Raw genomic sequence first — 16,311 nt, forward strand, 5'->3', positions numbered from 1 at the left:
CCGGACCCGGACCTGATGATCGCGGACGAGCCGACATCCGCGCTCGACGTCACCGTGCAGATGCAGGTGCTGGCGATCATCGACGATCTGGTGACCCAGCGCGGCATGGGGCTGATGTTCATCTCTCACGACCTCAATCTGGTCGCCTCCTTCTGCGATCGCGTGATCATCATGTATGCGGGCCAGATCGTTGAGACCTGCAAGGCGAGCGAGCTGGACCAGGCGAAACACCCCTATACCCGCGGCTTGTTGAACTCCCTGCCCCGGCTCGACCGCGAGCCCGGGCCGCTGCCGGTGCTTCAGCGCCAGGAGAGCTGGAAGACGGAGCCCGGCGTCGATGCCTACTTCAAGTGAGAGCGGCCCAATGGCGCTGATTGATATTTCCGACCTCGATGTCCGCTTCGGCTCCGGCGACGAGAGTGTGCATGCCGTCCGCGGCGTCTCCTTTTCCGTCGAACAGGGCGAGACCTTCGGACTGGTCGGCGAGTCCGGCTCCGGAAAGTCGACCGTGCTGCGCGCGATGAGCGGCCTCAACCCGGACTGGAGCGGCACGATCGAGATTGGCGGAGAGCGGCTTGGCGCCAATCGCGACAGGTCGTTCTACAAGCGGGTCCAGATGGTGTTCCAGGATCCCTACGGCTCGCTGCATCCGCGCCACACCGTCGACCGCATCCTGACCGAGCCCTGCCAGATCCATGGCATGCCCGGCATCGAAGACCGTGTGCAGGAGGTGCTCGTCGCCGTCGGGCTCGGCCCGGCTTTCCGCTTCCGCTTTCCGCACCAGCTTTCCGGCGGCCAGCGCCAGCGGGTCGCCATCGCCCGGGCGCTCATTCTGGAACCGGAGATCCTGCTGCTGGACGAGCCGACCTCGGCGCTCGACGTCTCCGTCCAGGCGGAGATCCTCAATCTGCTGCAGCGTCTGAAACAGGAACGCGGCCTCACATTCCTGCTGGTCAGTCACGATCTCGCCGTCATCGCCCATATGTGCGACCGGCTGGCGGTGATGAATGCGGGCCGCATCGTCGAGGAACTGACGGTCGCGCAGCTCAGGGCCTCGGAACCGCGGGAGGCCTATACCCGCCAGTTGCTGCGGGCCAGCCTGGGCTACGACCGCGCGGCCGCGGCGAACATGGAATCGTTCGATTGAACATGCGCGCGTTCATTTTGTATTTACGACTGTCAGCCTAACGTAGGCCGATGCAAAGCCTCGGTTTTACAGAGATCCCGGTTCCCGGCACTCCGGGAAGCCTCTTCATCGGTCCGCTTCCGGCCGACGAGGATGTCGTGCGCCTGATTGCGGAGAAGGGTTTCGACACCGTCCTTTCGCTCGCGACCAGCGAGGAGTTGCAAGATCTTGGAACTCCCGGACTGAGGGATGCCTTTCTCAGCCATATGGTCAACTGGACGCACTTTCCGATCAAAGATTTCGACATCCCCTCGGCGGCCGACACGCGGGCATGGAAATCGATCGAAACCATCCTCGTCGAACGGCTGAAACATGGCGGACAGGTCGTGATCCATTGCCGGGCCGGCTTCGGGCGCAGCGGCATGATCGCCGCGCGTCTCCTGATGGCTTGCGGCACCGAGCCGGATGAGGCCGTGCACATCGTCCGCACGGCGCGGCCGGGAACGATCGAGACGCCGGCGCAGCTCGACTGGGCGAGAAGCGCCGGCGCCGCGTAAAGATACAGAGGTCAGAGGGCGGCGATCGCCATGATCTCGACGGTGTATTTCGGGCTGGCCAGGCGCGGCGACTCGACACAGGCGCGGCACGGCGTATTGCCCTTGGACACCCAGGCGTCCCAGACCGCGTTCATTTCCGCGAAATCGTCCATCGAATTCAGCCAGATCGTCGCCGTCAGCAGCTTCGACTTGTCGGTGCCGGCTTCCGCCAGAAGCGCGTCGAGCGAGGCCAGGATGTCCTTCGTCTGATCCGCGACGCTGGCGCCCGGCGCGTTCTGGGCGACCTGGCCCGCGGTGTAGACGGTGTCCCCATGGACCACGACCTGGCTCATCCGGTCGCCCGTACGATAGCGTTTGATTCCCATATTCTTCGCTCCTGAAGCTGTAAAAGAGCCCGCAGCATAGTGGGCCCCGGCGCCTTCCGCATAGCGTCATCCGCCGATCTCACCCATGCCGGCGCGGGAAGAGCGGGCATTCCGGCAGAACGGCCCAATAGAGCGTTGCAATGACCGCCCTCGCCCGGCTTAATCGGGCCCGGATATGAGCGGGAGATGCTCGCCGGAGCGAGGGACGAGCGGACACGATGAAAGCGGAAACGCGCGCCGCACTGGCCGACTGGCTGCGTTCGGAAACAGGCGCCGAGAAATTTGGGATCACTGGAGAACGGCTGCTTTCGGGCGGCGCCATCCAGGAAAACTGGCTGCTGGAGATCGACTGCACGGGCGGACGCCTCGACGGCATCGAACGCGTTGTGCTGCGCACCGATGCGGCGTCGGGCGTCGATGAAAGCCACGGACGCCCGGAGGAGTTCCGCCTGCTCTCCGCCGGGTTCGAAGCCGGCATGACGGTGCCCGAACCGCTTGCCCTCGAAGCCGAGGGCGCGGTCATCGGCAAACCCTTCTATGTCATGCGCGCGGCCGCCGGCACCGCCAATCCCCGGATCCTGACACGCGACGAGAAAATGGATCCGCTGCGCGGCGAACTGGCGAAGCAGATCGGCCGCGAGATGGCGAAGCTGCACGCGATCCGTGCACCGCGCGCGGATCTCGATTTCCTCGGCGCACCGCCGGCGGATCCGGCTTCACAGAGGATCGCCGAACTGTACGGCTTCCTCGACAGCCTGCCCAAAGCCTATCCGGCGCTCGAATGGGGGCTTCGCTGGCTCGAGCTTAACAAGCCGGCCGCCGGCCCCTCCGCGCTCTGCCACCGCGATTTCCGCACCGGCAACTACATGGTTGCGGAGGGTCGCCTCACCGCGGTGCTCGACTGGGAGTTCGCCGGCTGGAGCGATCCGCTCGAGGATATCGGCTGGTTCTGCGCCCGTTGCTGGCGCTTCGGCGTCGACAAGCGCGAAGCCGGCGGCGTCGGCGCCCGCGCGGATCTCTATGCGGGGTACAGCGAGGTGGCGGGCGCCGCACTCGACTGGAGCCAGGTGCCGTTCTGGGAGGTTCTGGCGACGGTCCGCTGGGGCACCATCGCCCTGCTTCAGGGAGAGCGCCACAATTCAGGCGCCGAGCGGTCCATCGAACTCGCCCTGACCGGCCGCAAGGCGGCCGAGATGGAGCTGGATGTGCTGCAGCAGGTCGCCGAAATCGAACGGAGCAAGAGCGATGTATGAGGCCCCGGGACGCAAGGCGCTGATCGAGACCGCGCTCGACAGCTTCCAGGCGGAGATCCTTCCTGAACTGGCGGGCGACCGCAAATATCTCGGCCTGATGATCGCCAGTGCGCTCGCCATGGCAGTCCGCGAACTGGAAGCCGACGAGGACGCGGATCCGATACGCCGGGTGCTCGATGCCTTTGCCGCGCTCTATGGCGAGGACAATGTGGCGCGCGCCGGTGCGGATGCCCAAACCCGGCTCGACGCGCTCAGCCGGGACCTCACGCGCGAGTTGCGCGAAGGTGTCTACGACAGGGACCTCACCGGCCCGGTCCAGCAGGTCCTGACCGTGCTCATCGAGGAAAAGCTGAAACTGTCGAATCCGAAGTTTCTTGCCGCGCGGGAATACTCCCAGCCGACTCCGAACTGACTGATGCAAAAAACCGATTCAACGCAAGATAATTATCCGGGTTAAAGCGTTCTCTTAACCATCTGCGTTAAAACGGTTTATGCAAATTGATCGATCTCATTTTCCGGGAAAATGCCAGCAATTGCTGATGCGTATCGGCAACAGATTCCCACAGCGGCGGCACGAGTCGATGCAGCGGCGCCACAATTTCGCGCTCAGGGAATCTCGCGGTTGATGTAGCTCTCGTAGTCCGGCACCGCCCGCTCGTACGGCGAGTCGAAATGGGTGCTGGTCAGCACGAAATCGGCACTCGCCTGGTTGCAGGCGAGAACCACGTTGTAGAGCGTGCAGAGCCGGACCAGCGCCTTGACGTCGACATCGTGCGGCATGGTCGTCATCGGATCGGTGAAGAAGATCAGGATGTCGAGCCCGCCTTCCGCGATCAGCGCGCCCATCTGCTGGTCGCCGCCGAGCGGCCCGCTCCTGAACCGCCTTACCGCGAGCCCCGTCTCTTCCGCGATCATCTTCCCGGTTGTGCCTGTGGCGACCAGTTCGTGACCTTTCAGCTTCCCAGCATGGGTGCGGACGAAATCCCGAAGCGCGGCCTTGCGGGCGTCGTGGGCGATCAGCCCGATCCGCTTGTTCCTGTTCATGCAATCCGCTCCCTCGCCCGGCGCGATAGTTTCCAAATGCGCGCTACACTGTCCTCCTGCCGCCCGTTAGGCTGCAAGAAAAAGCACCGTTGAAAAACAACTGATATGGGACGGGAGGACATGTCCGAAATCACCGAATCCGATCTGCGCAAGCTGACGGAGTGGGATACCCCCACAATCTGCAACGGCCTCGAAGTGGTCATGCCGGAACGCCGCACGATCGGCTTCACCACCATGCCGCTCGTCGCCCTCGACCCGTCTCTGCCGCCGATCTGCGGCTATGCCCGCACCGCCACCATGCGCGCCGTGACCCCGCCGCAGGGCGATGCGAAAGCCCATCGGGCGGCCTATTACACCTATGTCGCCTCGGGCGAGAGCCCGCGCATCGTCGTGCTGCAGGACCTCGATCCGGAGCCCGGCTTCGGCGCCTTCTGGGGCGAGGTGAACACCACCGTGCACAAGGGACTCGGCTGCCTTGGCTGCGTCACCAACGGCTCGTTCCGGGATATCGACGCCTCGGCCAAGGGCTTCCAGATCCTCGGCGGCAAGGTCGGCCCGAGCCATGGCTGGGTGCACCCGGTCGATTTCGGCGTCCCCGTCAATGTCGGCGGCATGGCGGTGAACCATAACGACATCATCCATGCCGACCGGCACGGTGCCGTCGTGGTCCCGGCCGAAGCGGTGAAGAAGCTGCCGGACGCGATCGCCCTGCTGGAGCGCCGTGAGAAGGTCATCCTCGACGCCGCCAAGGCCCCGGATTTCAACATCGACAAGCTGAAAGCCGCGATGTCCGGCGCCGCCGAGATCCACTGATCCCACCAGCCGAAGAGACGAGAGATGAAGAACAAGTTCCACGTGCTGGTGCCGGACAAGCTCAATCCGGCCGGCCAGTCGCTGTTTGACGCACGCGACGATATCGTCACCACGACGCTGCACTTCCCGACCGAGGACGAAATGGTCGCGGCGGCGGCCACCTGCGACGCCATCGCGGTGCAGACCACGAAGATCCCGCGCCGGGTGATCGAGGCGGCCCCGAACCTGAAGGTCGTCTCCCGGCACGGCGTCGGCTTCGATTCCGTCGATGTCGCGGCGCTGACCGAACGCGGCATCCCGCTCTGCGTCGCCGCGACCTCCAACATGGTCTCGGTCGCCGAGCACACGCTCTATTTCATCCTCGCTTTGGCGAAGAAGAGCGTCGAGTTCGACCACGCGACCCGGAACGACAATTTCTGGATCAAGCGCCAGATGGGCGCCCAGGACATCGCCGAGAAATCGCTGCTTCTGGTCGGTTTCGGCCGGATCGGTAGTCGTGTCGCAAAACGGGCTCTGGCTTTCGACATGAAGGTCTCGGTGCTCGATCCCTATGTCGACAACGACGTGATCAAGGCGGCGGGCTGCACCCCGGTCTCCAATCTCGACGCGGTCTTGCCGCAGATGGACTTCGTCTCGCTGCACTGCCCGAAGAGTCCGGAGACGGTGAACATCATCGGCAGGGCCCAGCTCGTGGCGATGAAGCCGACCGCGCATCTGATCAACACCGCGCGCGGCGGTCTGATCGACGAGGAGGCGCTCTACGACGCACTGACCTCCGGCAGCATCGCCGGCGCCGGGATCGACGTCTTCGCGGTCGAGCCGCCGAAGCCGGAGCATCCGCTCTTCCAGCTCGACAACATCATGGTCAGCCCGCACAGCGCCGGCGTGACCGAACAGTCGATCCTGCGCATGGCCTATCAGACGGCGGAGAACGTGCTGAACGTGCTCGACGGCAAGCCGGACCCGAACGTCATCATCAACAAGGAAGTGCTCTAGGGAGGGCGGCCGATGAAAACGAGACTGAAAGACTGCCTCGCGAGCGGCAAGGGCGCCATCAACGGCTGGCTCTCCATTCCGAACACCTTCACCGCCGAGATCATGGCGGCACAGGACTTCGACAGCGTCACCATCGACCTGCAGCACGGGCTGGTCGACTACCAGGCAGCGCTCGGCATGCTGCAGGCGATGAGCGCGTCCAACGCCACGCCCGTGGTGCGTCCGCCGTGGCTGGAGCCGGGCATCATCATGAAGCTGCTCGACGCGGGCGCGCTCGGCATCATCTGCCCGATGGTGAACAACCGCGCCGACGCCGAGCAGCTCGTCGGAATCTGCAAATACGTTCCGGACGGGTTCCGCTCCTCGGGACCGACCCGGGCCGGGATCGTCTACGGCGCCGACTATCACACGCGCGCCAACGACACGATGGTCATCTTCGCGATGATCGAGACCGAGGAAGCGCTCGCGAATGTCGACGAGATCGCGGCGACACCGGGCCTGACAGGCCTCTATATCGGGCCGAGCGATCTCTCGATCTCTCTCGGCCACAAGCCGGGCCTCGACCGCACCGAGCCTCAGATGCTGGAGACGTTCGAGAAGATCCGGCTCGCCGCCAAGGGCGCCGGGATCAAGGCGGGCATTCACTGCCTCGACAACAGCTACGCCAAGAAGATGCTGGCTCAGGGCTTCGACCTGGTGACGCTGGCAAACGATGTCCGGCTCTATTCGGCGGCGGTTTCCAAGACCGTCAGCGACATGCGCAGCTGATGGGCGGAACATCGGAGGTCCGGATCGCTCCGGAGGTCATGATCAAGCTGGTGCGCGCGATGTTCGCGCGCGCCGGCTGTTCGGAAAAGGAAGCCTCGGACATCGCCGAGCGGCTCACCGGCGCCAATCTCCGGGGCCATGACAGCCACGGCGTGATCCGGGTGCCGCGCTATCTGCAATGGATCGAGGCCGGGCGGCAGAAGATCAACCAGACCATCGAGATCGTCATGGAGAACGAGGTCATGGCGATCGTCGACGGCAAGTACGGTTTCGGCCAGAGCGTCGGCGAGCAGACAATCGATCTCGGCCTGCAGAAGGTGAAGGCGCAGGGTCTCGCACTGACGGCTCTCCGCAATGCAGGCCATCTCGGCCGGATCGGCGACTGGGCGGAGCGCGCAGCGGCGGCCGGCATCGCCTCCATGCACATGGTCAATGTCCGAGGCTCGCTCCTCGTCGCCCCCTTCGGCGGGCGCGAGCGGCGCATGGGCACCTCCCCCTTCTGCATCGGCATTCCGGTCAAGGGCGGCGATCCGGTGGTGCATGACTTCGCCACCTCGACCGTCGCCGAAGGCAAGGCGCTGGTCGCGCTCAAGGGCGGCAAGGCCCTGCCGGAGGGCTCGCTGATCGACGAAGAGGGCAAGCTGACCAACGATCCCTGGCCGCTCTATGGCGACGTGCCGGCCGGCAAGGCACCGGAGCCCTATGGCGGGCCCGGCGCGCTGACTCCGTTCGGCGGCCACAAGGGCTCGGGACTTAATTTCATGATGGAGATGATGGCCGGTGCCCTCACCGGCTCCGGCTGCGCCGGCGGCCCGGACGAGCCGGAGCGGCGGCCGTTCTGCAACGGCATGCTCTCGATCTTCATCGACCCGGCGCGGATGGACAGCAGCGATGCCATGGCGGACGAGATCCGCAGCTACATCGCCTTCGTGAAGAACACCCGCCCGGCGGAAGGTGTTTCGGAGGTCCTGGTGCCGGGCGAGAAGGAACGCATGACGCTGGCCGAGCGCAGCTCTGGCGGCCTCCCGCTCGCACCGGAGGTCTGGGATGACATCCTGGCTTCCGCCCGCAAGCTTGGTTTCTCTGAGAGCGAACTGGAAGCGCTGACGGCCTGACGCGCCGCAAAAAAAATCCGTCATCCCGGACCTGATCCGGGATGACGTTTAAATATGGAGGGAGAATGTCCTACCCTTCTCCCTCCTCACGCCTTCCCGCGAGCTGTGCCATGTCCGAACCCACCAGTATCCCCGCGTTCTGTACCCAGTGCCGCTCCCGCTGCGGCTGCACGGCGAAGGTTTCGGACGGCAAACTCCTCGGTATCGAACCGCTGCCGGAGCATCCAAGCGGCGCCAAACTCTGCCCCAAGGGCCTGGCGGCACCGGAACTTGTCTATCATCCGGACCGTCTGACAAAGCCGCTACGCCGCACCTCCCCGAAAGGCGCCGCACACCCGACCTGGGAGCCGATTTCCTGGGACGAGGCGCTTGACGAGATCGCCGGCCATATGGCGCGGATCCGAGACGCGCACGGGCCGGAGCAGGTCGCCTTCTCCGTCACCACGCCGAGCGGCACGCATATTTCCGACGCGATCTCCTGGATCGAGCGCTTCATCCGCGCCTATGGCAGCCCGAACACCATCTACGGCACGGAAATCTGCAACTGGCACAAGGATTTCGCCTCGCGCTTCACCTACGGCAGCGACATCGGCACGCCGGACTTCGCGCGGACGGACTGCGTGCTGCTCTGGGGCCACAATCCTGCCGCAACCTGGCTCGCCCGCTCGACGGAAGTGCAGAAGGCCATTCGCCGCGGCGCCAGACTGGTGGTGATCGATCCACGCCCGACAATGTACGCACGGCGGGCAGACGTCTGGCTCAAGGTCCGCCCCGGCACGGACCAGGCGGTCGCGCTGGGTCTGCTCAAGCTGCAGCTCGAGAGCGGTGCCTTCGATCAGGAATTCGCCCGGCGCTGGAGCAATGCCGCCCTGCTGGTTCATCCGGCACACGGACGTCTGTTGCGCGAGAGCGATGTCGTGCCGGATGGCCGCGAGGATGTCTTGCTTGCCTCCAGCGCGGACGGACGCGAACTCCTGCGCTACGACACGGCGGCAAAGGCCTGGCTGGATGCCCCGGAGAGTGCCGCGCTGTTCGGATCGCGCGAAATCGGCGGCCCGTCGGGTCCTCTCAACTGCCGGACCGTCCTGCAGATCCTCCGGGATGCGGCAGCGGACCATACCCCCGAACGGGTCGAGGCGCTCTCCGGCGTGCCGGCAGAGGATCTCCGCAGGGCGGCGGAGATCCTGACCCGCAGTGCGTCCGTCGCCTACTACGCCTGGAACGGCGTCGGGCAGAGCGTGACGGCGACCCAGACCGACCGCGCGATCTCGAGCTTCTATGCACTGACCGGGCACTACGGCGCCCCCGGCGGGAACATCCCGGGCGGCGCGGCGCGCTTCAACGACATCTCAGGACAGGACCTGCTTTCAGAGACACAGCGCGGCAAAGCGCTCGGTCTTGCCGACCGACCGCTCGGTCCCGGACGGCACGGCTGGGTGACGGCACGCGACGTCTATCGCGCCGTGCTGAAAGGCACGCCCTATCCTGTCCGCATGCTGTTCTCCTTCGGCGGCAACCCGCTCGCCGCCCAGCCGGACACGGCGCTCGCGAAAGAGGCTTTCCGAAAGCTCGAGTTCCATGTCCATACCGACTTCTTCCTGAACGCGAGCGCGGACTACGCCGATATCGTGCTTCCCGCCGCGACCTCATGGGAGCGCGAGGGGCTGCGCAACGGGTTCGACGCCAGCCTGGAGGGCATGCGGAAGGTGCAGCTCCGCCCGGCGGCGATCGCACCGGTCGGCGAGGCCCGCAGCGATACCGACATCGTGCTGGCGCTCTCCCGCCGTCTCGGCCTCGCGGAGACCATGTTCGATTGCAATGCGGACATGGGCCACGATCATATGTTGGCCCCTGCCGGTCTCGACGTCGCCCGGCTGAGAGCGACGCCGGAAGGCGTCATGCTGGAGGGGAGCGTACCCGAGAAGCCCTATCTCTCGGCCGGCTTCCCGACCCCGAGCGGGCTGGTCGAGCTTTATTCAGAGCAGTTCCTCGAACACGGGCAGCACCCCATCCCGGACCTCGATCCGGCGGAACTGCCGGCCGCCGAGGAAAGCACCTTTCCCCTCCGTCTGGGCTCGGCCAAGACCGTGGTCTATTGCCACAGCCAGCACCGCAACATTCCGTCCCTCCGCCGGTTGCAGCCGGATCCGATCCTGGAAATGGCACCGGAACTCGCCGAGACGCGCGGCATCGCCGAACGGGACTGGGTGGAGGTTTCGACAAGATCCGGGACCTTCCGCGCCCGGGCGAAGTTTGCGAAGGGCCTCGCGCCGGACGCGGTCTTCGCCCAGCACGGCTGGACGGTCGGTGATGCGGTTCCCGATGGCACGGCGCTCGCTGCCAACCTGAACGCCGCCGTTGCAACCGACCGCGCCGACCCGGTCAGCGGCTCGATCCCGCTCCGTTGTTCATGGTGCGAGGTGAGGAAAATTTAAAACCCTGATTCGTCATCCCGGCCGCAGAGCCGGGACCTTTCTGATCACCTGTACGGATGTGTTCGACGCCGGAACGCGCATTATGTTCGACAAGGTCCCGGCTCTGCGGCCGGGATGACGTCCATAACGGGATGACGTCCATAGAAGAGTGAGCCGCCTCAATCCCCGTCCGGACCGTATTTCTTCTCCAGCCCGTAATACCAGTCGAAGCCAACGGTCTCGTAGAGCTCCTCGAAGGTGAGCAGCCGGTCCGGTCCCGGATGCGCTCCGTTCGCCATAAGCGCGAGCGCATCGCGCATGGCGCGGAGCGAGACGTTGAGCAGGGTGACGCCGAAGAGCAGGCAGTCGTAGCCGATCTGCTCGGCCTCGGCCGGGCTCAGCAGCGGCCGACCTTCCCGCTCCAGCTGAGCGAGCAGTTTCGGCACGGAGACGCGGCGGCAGAGCTCCTCCATCTCGCTGCGTTCCTGCGGGCCTTCGAAATAGACGATGTCGGCGCCCATGTCGGCGAAGGCCTCGCAACGCCAGAGCGCCTCCTTCAGGCCCTCCGCGACGCGGCTGTCGGTGCGGGCGAGGATCAGGATGTCGCCGCCCTCCGCGCGGATCTCGTCCCGCATGTCGAGCGCGGCGCGGAGACGGGTCGTCGCCTCATTGCGCGAGACGACCTCGACGCCCTTGGCGAAGCCGCAGCGCTTGGGGAAGACCTGATCCTCCAGCATGACGCAGGCGATCCCCGCGTCCGCGAAGCCTTTCACCGTGCGACGCACATTGACCGGATTGCCGAAGCCGGTATCCGCGTCGCCGATCAGCGGCAGCGAGACGGCGCCGGCGATGTCCCGCGCCTGATCGAGGATTTCCTTGTAGGAGAGCAGCCCCGCGTCCGGCAGCCCGATCTGCGTCGCGCTGACGGCGTAGCCGCTGACATAGGCCGCCTCGAAGCCCGCCTTCTCCACCAGCTTCGCGCTCATCGCGTCAAAACAGCCGGGGATCGTGAGGATCCGGTCCTCGCCCAGCCGTTCCCTCAGCGCCTTCGCCTGCTTCATCCGTCCCTCCCCCTTATTTCTCTCTTGGGGGAGACGATAGCGCCGGGCCCGAAACGGAAAAAGGCCCCTCGGGAGGGGCCTCTTCGCTACACGTATCCGTGCCGGTCTCAGAAAGCGTCTTTGACTTTCAGGACCTGGCGGCCACGATACATGCCGGTCTTCAGATCGATGTGGTGCGGACGGTGCAGTTCACCGGTATCCGGGCTTTCCACATACGTATCCGACTTCACCCGGTCGTGCGCCCGGCGCATGCCACGCTTGGACGGGGTCGTTTTCCTCTTAGGAACAGCCATCGTTCTATCCTCGGTTCGTCGGCATAGTTGCACCGACGGTGCAATCTCAGGGGCGGTGTCTTAGTGGGTTTCGGAGGCGGTTGCAAGGGAAAAACCCCTGCAAATCCGCCCCGGCGATGCATCCCCTATTCGAATTCCATGATCTGCTGGTCGACCGCGAGGCTGGCGCCCGCGGCGGCGTGGATCTTGGCGACCGTGCCGTCCTTGGTGGCACGCAGCACGTTCTCCATTTTCATCGCCTCGACCACCGCCAGCTCCTGGCCGGCCTTGACCGGGTCGCCCTCGGAAACCGCGAGCGAAACCAGGAGCCCCGGCATCGGCGAGAGCAGGAACTTGGAGAGATCCGCCGCTTCCTTCTTCGGCATCCGGTCGAGCAGATCGGAAGCCTTTCGGCTCAGTACCGTGAACTGGCGCTGCGCCCCCGCGATGGAGGTGTGATAGTCGATCCCGCGCCGTTCCATCTGGACCGGGAACGGTTTGCCGTTCACCGTGCCGCCGAAAACAGGTTCCCCGGCCCGGAGCGCGCCGCGCACCTCGTACTTCGTGCCGCCGATCGTCACGTCATAGCCGCCGTCGACGAATGCCGCTTCGGCATCTTCGGCCGCATCGTCATGGCGGACTTTCCAGGCGCTCGGGATCGGTTTGCGATCACCGACCGGCGTCTGGCCGGAAATCATCCGGTTGCGTTCGGCATTGGCGCATTCCGCCGCCACCGCGACGGCGCGCATGGCGTTCTCGATCTCCTCGGAGACCGGCGCCCCCTCGAAGCCATCCGGATATTCCTCGGCGATGAAGTTCGTCGTGAGCCGCCCGTCGCGGAACCGCTCGTGCGCCATCATGGCGGCGAGGAAGTCCACGTTGTGGCCGACTCCGCGGATATGGAAGCGGTCCAGCGCCTCCGCCATGCGGTCGATCGCCTCGATCCGGTCCTTGCCGTAGGTGCAGAGCTTGGCGACCATCGGATCGTAGAACATGGAGATCTCGGCGCCCTCGTAGACGCCGGTATCGCAGCGCACGCTGTCGCTCTCCGCCGGCGGGCGGTAGCGCACGAGACGGCCGGTCGAGGGCAGGAAGCCGCGATAGGGGTCTTCGGCGTAGATCCGCGATTCCATCGCCCAGCCGGTCAACTTGATGTCCTTCTGGGTGAAAGGCAGCTTCTCCCCCGCGGCGGAACGGATCATGATCTCCACCAGGTCGAGACCGGTCACCAGCTCGGTCACCGGATGCTCCACCTGCAGGCGGGTGTTCATCTCGAGGAAATAGAAGTTCCGCTTGCCGTCGACGATGAACTCGACCGTGCCGGCGGAGGAATAGTCCACCGCCTTGGCGAGCGCGACGGCCTGCGCGCCCATCTCGGCGCGGGTCTTCTCGTCGAGGAACGGGCTCGGCGCTTCCTCGATGACCTTCTGGTGGCGGCGCTGGATCGAGCATTCGCGCTCGCCCAGATGCACGACATTGCCGTGCTTGTCCGCGATCACCTGGATCTCGATATGGCGCGGCTCCTCGATGAACTTCTCGATGAAGACGCGCTCGTCGCCGAAACTGGACCGGGCCTCGTTCACCGCCGAGCGGAAGCCGCTGGCGACCTCTTCGGCACTATGCGCGATCCGCATGCCCTTTCCGCCGCCGCCAGCCGACGCCTTGATCATCACCGGAAAGCCGATTTCGGCCGCGACCTTGGCCGCCTCCTTCTCGTCGGCGAGGATGCCGAGATAGCCCGGCACCGTGTTCACCTTGGCCTCGTGCGCGAGCTTCTTCGACTCGATCTTGTCGCCCATCGCCCCAATGGCCTTCACCCCGGGGCCGATGAAGGCGACGCCTTCCTTCTCGAGCGCCTTTGCAAACGTGGCGTTCTCGGACAGGAAACCGTAGCCCGGATGCACGGCCTCGGCGCCGGTCTGCCGGATCGCATCCATGATCCTGTCGATCACGAGATAGGATTCGGCGGACGGCGCGGGCCCGATATGCACCGCCTCGTCGGCCATCTTGACGTGAAGGGCGTCGGCGTCCGCATCGGAATAGACGGCGACGGTCTGAATGCCCATGCGCTTTGCGGTGCGCATCACGCGGCAGGCGATCTCGCCGCGGTTGGCGATGAGGATTTTCTTGAACATGAGAGGGAAGTTAGCCGCTACCCGGAGAGGCGGCAATAGCGCTTGGAGCGGGATCTGACGGAGATCAGATCAGGAAGTTGATATAGGAGCCAGGAGGCGCGTCCGGGTCGATATTGTCGTTTGCGATCAGCGTCAGAAGGCGGGCGATCTGCCGGTCGATGTCGGCATCCGTGGTCGCGGTCCGGAGCCGGAATCCGCGCTCGGGCGCGCTCGGGGCGAGCCGCGGCGTCTCCTGCGCCGGTGCGACCCGCGCCGGACGGCGCACGGCCGGACGCTGCACGCGGCCGCGAATATCGCCGACGCCGCCGTTACCCGGTCCGCTTGGGGGAAGTGCCATGTCCGATCCCTCGGTTCATTGCATACTTTGTCCGACTATACCCGAGCCAGACTCACCGGGAAAGCGTCAGGCCCTTCCTCCGAGCACCGTTTCAAGCGCATCCATGGCCGATTTCAGCCGCTCCGGGGCCGAGGCATAGCAGAGCCGGATATAGCCCTCGCCCGCGGGACCGAAGGCGGCGCCCGGCGCGAGGCCGACATTGCACTTGTCGATGATCTCCTTGCAGGCGGCGACCGAGTCCGTCATCCCCTCGACCGCGAAGAAGGCATAGAAGGCCGCCTTCGGGCGCGCGGCGCGGATGCGCGGCCAAGCCTCCAGCCGGTCGAACACGATGTCGCGGCCGGCGAGGCAGCGGTCGCGGAGCTGTTTGATCACGTCGTCCCCTTCCCGCATGGCGACGATGGCGCCGCGATGCAGGAACTGCGGCACGCCGGAGGTGACGATCTGCACCAGCTTGGCGACCGTGAGCCCGAGCCCGGCCGGATGGGTCAGCCAGCCGAGACGCCATCCGGTCATCATCCAGGACTTGGAGAAGGAGTTGATCACGAAGAGCCGGTCCGTCGGCTCCGCGATCTCGAGGAAGGACGGCGCCACATCGCGGTCGAAGACGAGCTGGTGATAGACCTCGTCCGAGATCACCCAGATGCCGCGTTCGCGGGCGAAATCGAGCAATTGCTGCTGCTGCTCGCGCTCCATCAGCCAGCCGGTCGGGTTGCCGGGCGAATTGACGAAGATCGCCTTGGTCTTGTCCGTAACCGCGGCGAACAGCTCCTCCATGTCGAGATGCCAGTCGTCTTCCTTGAGGGTGAGCGAGACATGTACGCTCTTGCCGCCGTTGATCGCGACCGTCGAATAGATGTTCGGCCAGATCGGCCCGATCACCACGACCTCGTCACCGGCCTCGAGGATCATTTGCATGGCGATGGAGAGAGAGGACATGCCGCCGGTGGTCAGGCTCACCCGCTCGGTGTCGAGCGCGAGGTCCTCCTCCAGCCTGAAGGTGCGGTTCATGTAGGCGGCGATCTCCTTGCGGAGATCGAGAATGCCGCGCTGGTCGGTATAGAAGGTCTCGCCGCGGCGCATCGCGTCGGCCGCCGCCTCGGTGATGAAACCCGGCGTCGGCAGGTCCCCTTCCCCGAACCAGAGCGGGATAAGCCCCTGCCGGTCCCAGCCGTGCTGCGCCACCTCGACGATGGCGGTTTCCTTGAGGCCCTCGACGAGCGGGTTCATCGGGCCGAAATCGGGCGCGGCATTCATCAGCATCACTCAATCCTGCATGTCGGAATAAAGGCCGCCAGAGCGCGCCACCGGCGAACTTTAGCCCTTTGCCGCCGCCTCACAACCCCATAAAACCGATGGCGTGCATTAGCCGCATTTAACCGGGAACGACAGCCTCGATGACAAGGATTTATCTGATCCGCCACGGCGAAACGGTCTGGAACCGGGAGGGCCGGTTGCAGGGGCATCTCGACTCGCCCCTGACCCTGAACGGCATCCGCCAGGCGGAAGCCTACGGGCGCAAGCTCGCCGAGATTTCGGCTGGCGAGGCATTGTCTCTGCATGCAAGCCCGCTCGGCCGCACGCGCCAGACGGCGGCGATCATCTGCGAGATCGCGGGTCTGCCCTACAACGAGATCCGTTTCGATGCGCGGCTGAAGGAAATCACCCTCGGCGAACATGACGGCTATCCCGGCTGGGAGCAGCTCGACCGGGATTTCCCGGAGCTGGCGGCCAGGCGAAAGGCCGATCCGTGGAACTACCAGCATCCGGGCGGCGAAAGCTCCGAGCTGGTCCGCCGCCGGGTGAGACCGTTCCTGGAGGAACTCCGGCAACAGGGCGGCGTCCACCTGATCGTCGCCCATGGCGTCCTCAACAAGGTCATGCGCGGGGTCTATCGCGGCCTCTCGGAAGAGGAATGCTTCGCCCTCGACCGCCCGCAGGACGGCTTCTACGTCCTCGAAGACGGGCGCGAGCAATTTATTCGAAGCTACATAGAGAAAATTTAAGTTGCGAACTTTCTCCTACTCTTACCCAGGACGAAGTCTAGCAATTTGA

Annotated in this window: 17 protein-coding genes and 1 pseudogene; 11 read left to right on the top strand and 7 right to left on the bottom strand. The window is 65.2% G+C overall.

The annotated features are described in order from the left end of the window. The 3 genes and pseudogenes from JJ959_RS05325 to JJ959_RS05335 all read left to right on the top strand — a co-directional run. Window positions 1-354 (top strand): annotated as a pseudogene (locus tag JJ959_RS05325) (ABC transporter ATP-binding protein); the annotation flags it as partial. A gap of 10 nt (window positions 355-364) precedes the next feature. Continuing rightward, window positions 365-1,147: an ABC transporter ATP-binding protein gene (locus JJ959_RS05330; RefSeq protein WP_292880510.1), complete on the top strand. Its 783-nt coding sequence runs from the start codon at window positions 365-367 to the stop codon at window positions 1,145-1,147. A 50-nt stretch (window positions 1,148-1,197) separates the two neighbouring features. Then, on the top strand, window positions 1,198-1,683 hold the full coding sequence (locus JJ959_RS05335) for a dual specificity protein phosphatase family protein (RefSeq protein ID WP_292880512.1): 486 nt from the start codon (window positions 1,198-1,200) through the stop codon (window positions 1,681-1,683). Window positions 1,684-1,694: 11 nt separating this feature from the next. Here JJ959_RS05335 and JJ959_RS05340 read toward each other — a convergent pair whose 3' ends face one another. Then, entirely contained in the window at window positions 1,695-2,048 is a 354-nt protein-coding gene (locus tag JJ959_RS05340) for a RidA family protein (RefSeq protein WP_292880514.1), read from the bottom strand. A 218-nt stretch (window positions 2,049-2,266) separates the two neighbouring features. Here JJ959_RS05340 and JJ959_RS05345 point away from each other — a divergent pair, with 218 nt between their 5' ends. Both JJ959_RS05345 and JJ959_RS05350 read left to right on the top strand, forming a co-directional pair. Beyond that, the gene (locus JJ959_RS05345; protein WP_292880517.1) at window positions 2,267-3,301 is read left to right on the top strand and encodes a phosphotransferase family protein; all 1,035 of its coding nucleotides are present in this window, start codon (window positions 2,267-2,269) and stop codon (window positions 3,299-3,301) included. Then, window positions 3,294-3,713 carry a DUF6285 domain-containing protein gene (locus JJ959_RS05350; protein ID WP_292880520.1) on the top strand — a complete coding sequence of 140 codons (420 nt, stop codon included), beginning with the start codon at window positions 3,294-3,296 and terminating at the stop codon, window positions 3,711-3,713. Before JJ959_RS05345 ends, JJ959_RS05350 begins: the two co-directional genes overlap by 8 nt. A gap of 194 nt (window positions 3,714-3,907) precedes the next feature. Here JJ959_RS05350 and JJ959_RS05355 read toward each other — a convergent pair whose 3' ends face one another. Beyond that, entirely contained in the window at window positions 3,908-4,345 is a 438-nt protein-coding gene (locus JJ959_RS05355) for a methylglyoxal synthase (protein ID WP_292880523.1), read from the bottom strand. A gap of 120 nt (window positions 4,346-4,465) precedes the next feature. Here JJ959_RS05355 and JJ959_RS05360 point away from each other — a divergent pair, with 120 nt between their 5' ends. The 5 genes from JJ959_RS05360 (at window position 4,466) to JJ959_RS05380 (ending at window position 10,472) form a co-directional block, all read left to right on the top strand. Continuing rightward, window positions 4,466-5,158, top strand: a complete 693-nt coding sequence (locus JJ959_RS05360) for an RraA family protein (RefSeq protein WP_193180035.1) — start codon at window positions 4,466-4,468, stop codon at window positions 5,156-5,158. A gap of 24 nt (window positions 5,159-5,182) precedes the next feature. Continuing rightward, on the top strand, window positions 5,183-6,154 hold the full coding sequence (locus JJ959_RS05365) for a hydroxyacid dehydrogenase (protein WP_292880527.1): 972 nt from the start codon (window positions 5,183-5,185) through the stop codon (window positions 6,152-6,154). A 12-nt stretch (window positions 6,155-6,166) separates the two neighbouring features. Continuing rightward, complete coding sequence (locus tag JJ959_RS05370) at window positions 6,167-6,922, top strand: aldolase/citrate lyase family protein (RefSeq protein ID WP_292880529.1); 756 nt, start codon at window positions 6,167-6,169, stop codon at window positions 6,920-6,922. Next, a complete protein-coding gene (locus JJ959_RS05375) occupies window positions 6,922-8,037 on the top strand; it encodes a malate/lactate/ureidoglycolate dehydrogenase (RefSeq protein ID WP_292880532.1) in 1,116 nt (371 codons plus the stop codon). Before JJ959_RS05370 ends, JJ959_RS05375 begins: the two co-directional genes overlap by 1 nt. Before the next feature lie 110 nt (window positions 8,038-8,147). Continuing rightward, window positions 8,148-10,472 carry a molybdopterin-dependent oxidoreductase gene (locus JJ959_RS05380; RefSeq protein ID WP_292880535.1) on the top strand — a complete coding sequence of 775 codons (2,325 nt, stop codon included), beginning with the start codon at window positions 8,148-8,150 and terminating at the stop codon, window positions 10,470-10,472. A gap of 158 nt (window positions 10,473-10,630) precedes the next feature. Here JJ959_RS05380 and JJ959_RS05385 read toward each other — a convergent pair whose 3' ends face one another. From JJ959_RS05385 to JJ959_RS05405, 5 genes are all read right to left on the bottom strand, one after another. Continuing rightward, window positions 10,631-11,512 (bottom strand): isocitrate lyase/PEP mutase family protein, encoded by an 882-nt coding sequence (locus JJ959_RS05385; RefSeq protein ID WP_292880538.1) that lies wholly within the window; start codon window positions 11,510-11,512, stop codon window positions 10,631-10,633. Between the two features lie 107 nt (window positions 11,513-11,619). Further along, window positions 11,620-11,805 carry a 50S ribosomal protein L32 gene (rpmF, locus tag JJ959_RS05390; RefSeq protein ID WP_292880541.1) on the bottom strand — a complete coding sequence of 62 codons (186 nt, stop codon included), beginning with the start codon at window positions 11,803-11,805 and terminating at the stop codon, window positions 11,620-11,622. Between the two features lie 125 nt (window positions 11,806-11,930). Beyond that, entirely contained in the window at window positions 11,931-13,919 is a 1,989-nt protein-coding gene (locus JJ959_RS05395; protein ID WP_292880543.1) for an acetyl/propionyl/methylcrotonyl-CoA carboxylase subunit alpha, read from the bottom strand. Window positions 13,920-13,983: 64 nt separating this feature from the next. Continuing rightward, on the bottom strand, window positions 13,984-14,256 hold the full coding sequence (locus tag JJ959_RS05400) for a hypothetical protein (RefSeq protein WP_292880545.1): 273 nt from the start codon (window positions 14,254-14,256) through the stop codon (window positions 13,984-13,986). A 66-nt stretch (window positions 14,257-14,322) separates the two neighbouring features. Beyond that, window positions 14,323-15,519 (bottom strand): pyridoxal phosphate-dependent aminotransferase, encoded by a 1,197-nt coding sequence (locus tag JJ959_RS05405; protein ID WP_292880547.1) that lies wholly within the window; start codon window positions 15,517-15,519, stop codon window positions 14,323-14,325. Between the two features lie 134 nt (window positions 15,520-15,653). Here JJ959_RS05405 and JJ959_RS05410 point away from each other — a divergent pair, with 134 nt between their 5' ends. Further along, on the top strand, window positions 15,654-16,262 hold the full coding sequence (locus JJ959_RS05410; protein ID WP_292880549.1) for a histidine phosphatase family protein: 609 nt from the start codon (window positions 15,654-15,656) through the stop codon (window positions 16,260-16,262). Window positions 16,263-16,311 lie beyond the last annotated feature (49 nt).

This window comes from Nisaea sp., from assembly GCF_017640745.1.
Classification (GTDB): domain Bacteria; phylum Pseudomonadota; class Alphaproteobacteria; order Thalassobaculales; family Thalassobaculaceae; genus Nisaea.

Bases quoted from the DNA above. Each gene is read 5' to 3' on its own strand.
- JJ959_RS05330 (WP_292880510.1), top strand. From the start codon at position 365: ATGGCGCTGATTGATATTTCCGACCTCGATGTCCGCTTCGGCTCCGGC.
- JJ959_RS05335 (WP_292880512.1), top strand. From the start codon at position 1,198: ATGCAAAGCCTCGGTTTTACAGAGATCCCGGTTCCCGGCACTCCGGGA.
- JJ959_RS05340 (WP_292880514.1), bottom strand. From the start codon at position 2,048: ATGGGAATCAAACGCTATCGTACGGGCGACCGGATGAGCCAGGTCGTG.
- JJ959_RS05345 (WP_292880517.1), top strand. From the start codon at position 2,267: ATGAAAGCGGAAACGCGCGCCGCACTGGCCGACTGGCTGCGTTCGGAA.
- JJ959_RS05350 (WP_292880520.1), top strand. From the start codon at position 3,294: ATGTATGAGGCCCCGGGACGCAAGGCGCTGATCGAGACCGCGCTCGAC.
- JJ959_RS05355 (WP_292880523.1), bottom strand. From the start codon at position 4,345: ATGAACAGGAACAAGCGGATCGGGCTGATCGCCCACGACGCCCGCAAG.
- JJ959_RS05360 (WP_193180035.1), top strand. From the start codon at position 4,466: ATGTCCGAAATCACCGAATCCGATCTGCGCAAGCTGACGGAGTGGGAT.
- JJ959_RS05365 (WP_292880527.1), top strand. From the start codon at position 5,183: ATGAAGAACAAGTTCCACGTGCTGGTGCCGGACAAGCTCAATCCGGCC.
- JJ959_RS05370 (WP_292880529.1), top strand. From the start codon at position 6,167: ATGAAAACGAGACTGAAAGACTGCCTCGCGAGCGGCAAGGGCGCCATC.
- JJ959_RS05375 (WP_292880532.1), top strand. From the start codon at position 6,922: ATGGGCGGAACATCGGAGGTCCGGATCGCTCCGGAGGTCATGATCAAG.
- JJ959_RS05380 (WP_292880535.1), top strand. From the start codon at position 8,148: ATGTCCGAACCCACCAGTATCCCCGCGTTCTGTACCCAGTGCCGCTCC.
- JJ959_RS05385 (WP_292880538.1), bottom strand. From the start codon at position 11,512: ATGAAGCAGGCGAAGGCGCTGAGGGAACGGCTGGGCGAGGACCGGATC.
- rpmF (WP_292880541.1), bottom strand. From the start codon at position 11,805: ATGGCTGTTCCTAAGAGGAAAACGACCCCGTCCAAGCGTGGCATGCGC.
- JJ959_RS05395 (WP_292880543.1), bottom strand. From the start codon at position 13,919: ATGTTCAAGAAAATCCTCATCGCCAACCGCGGCGAGATCGCCTGCCGC.
- JJ959_RS05400 (WP_292880545.1), bottom strand. From the start codon at position 14,256: ATGGCACTTCCCCCAAGCGGACCGGGTAACGGCGGCGTCGGCGATATT.
- JJ959_RS05405 (WP_292880547.1), bottom strand. From the start codon at position 15,519: ATGCTGATGAATGCCGCGCCCGATTTCGGCCCGATGAACCCGCTCGTC.
- JJ959_RS05410 (WP_292880549.1), top strand. From the start codon at position 15,654: ATGACAAGGATTTATCTGATCCGCCACGGCGAAACGGTCTGGAACCGG.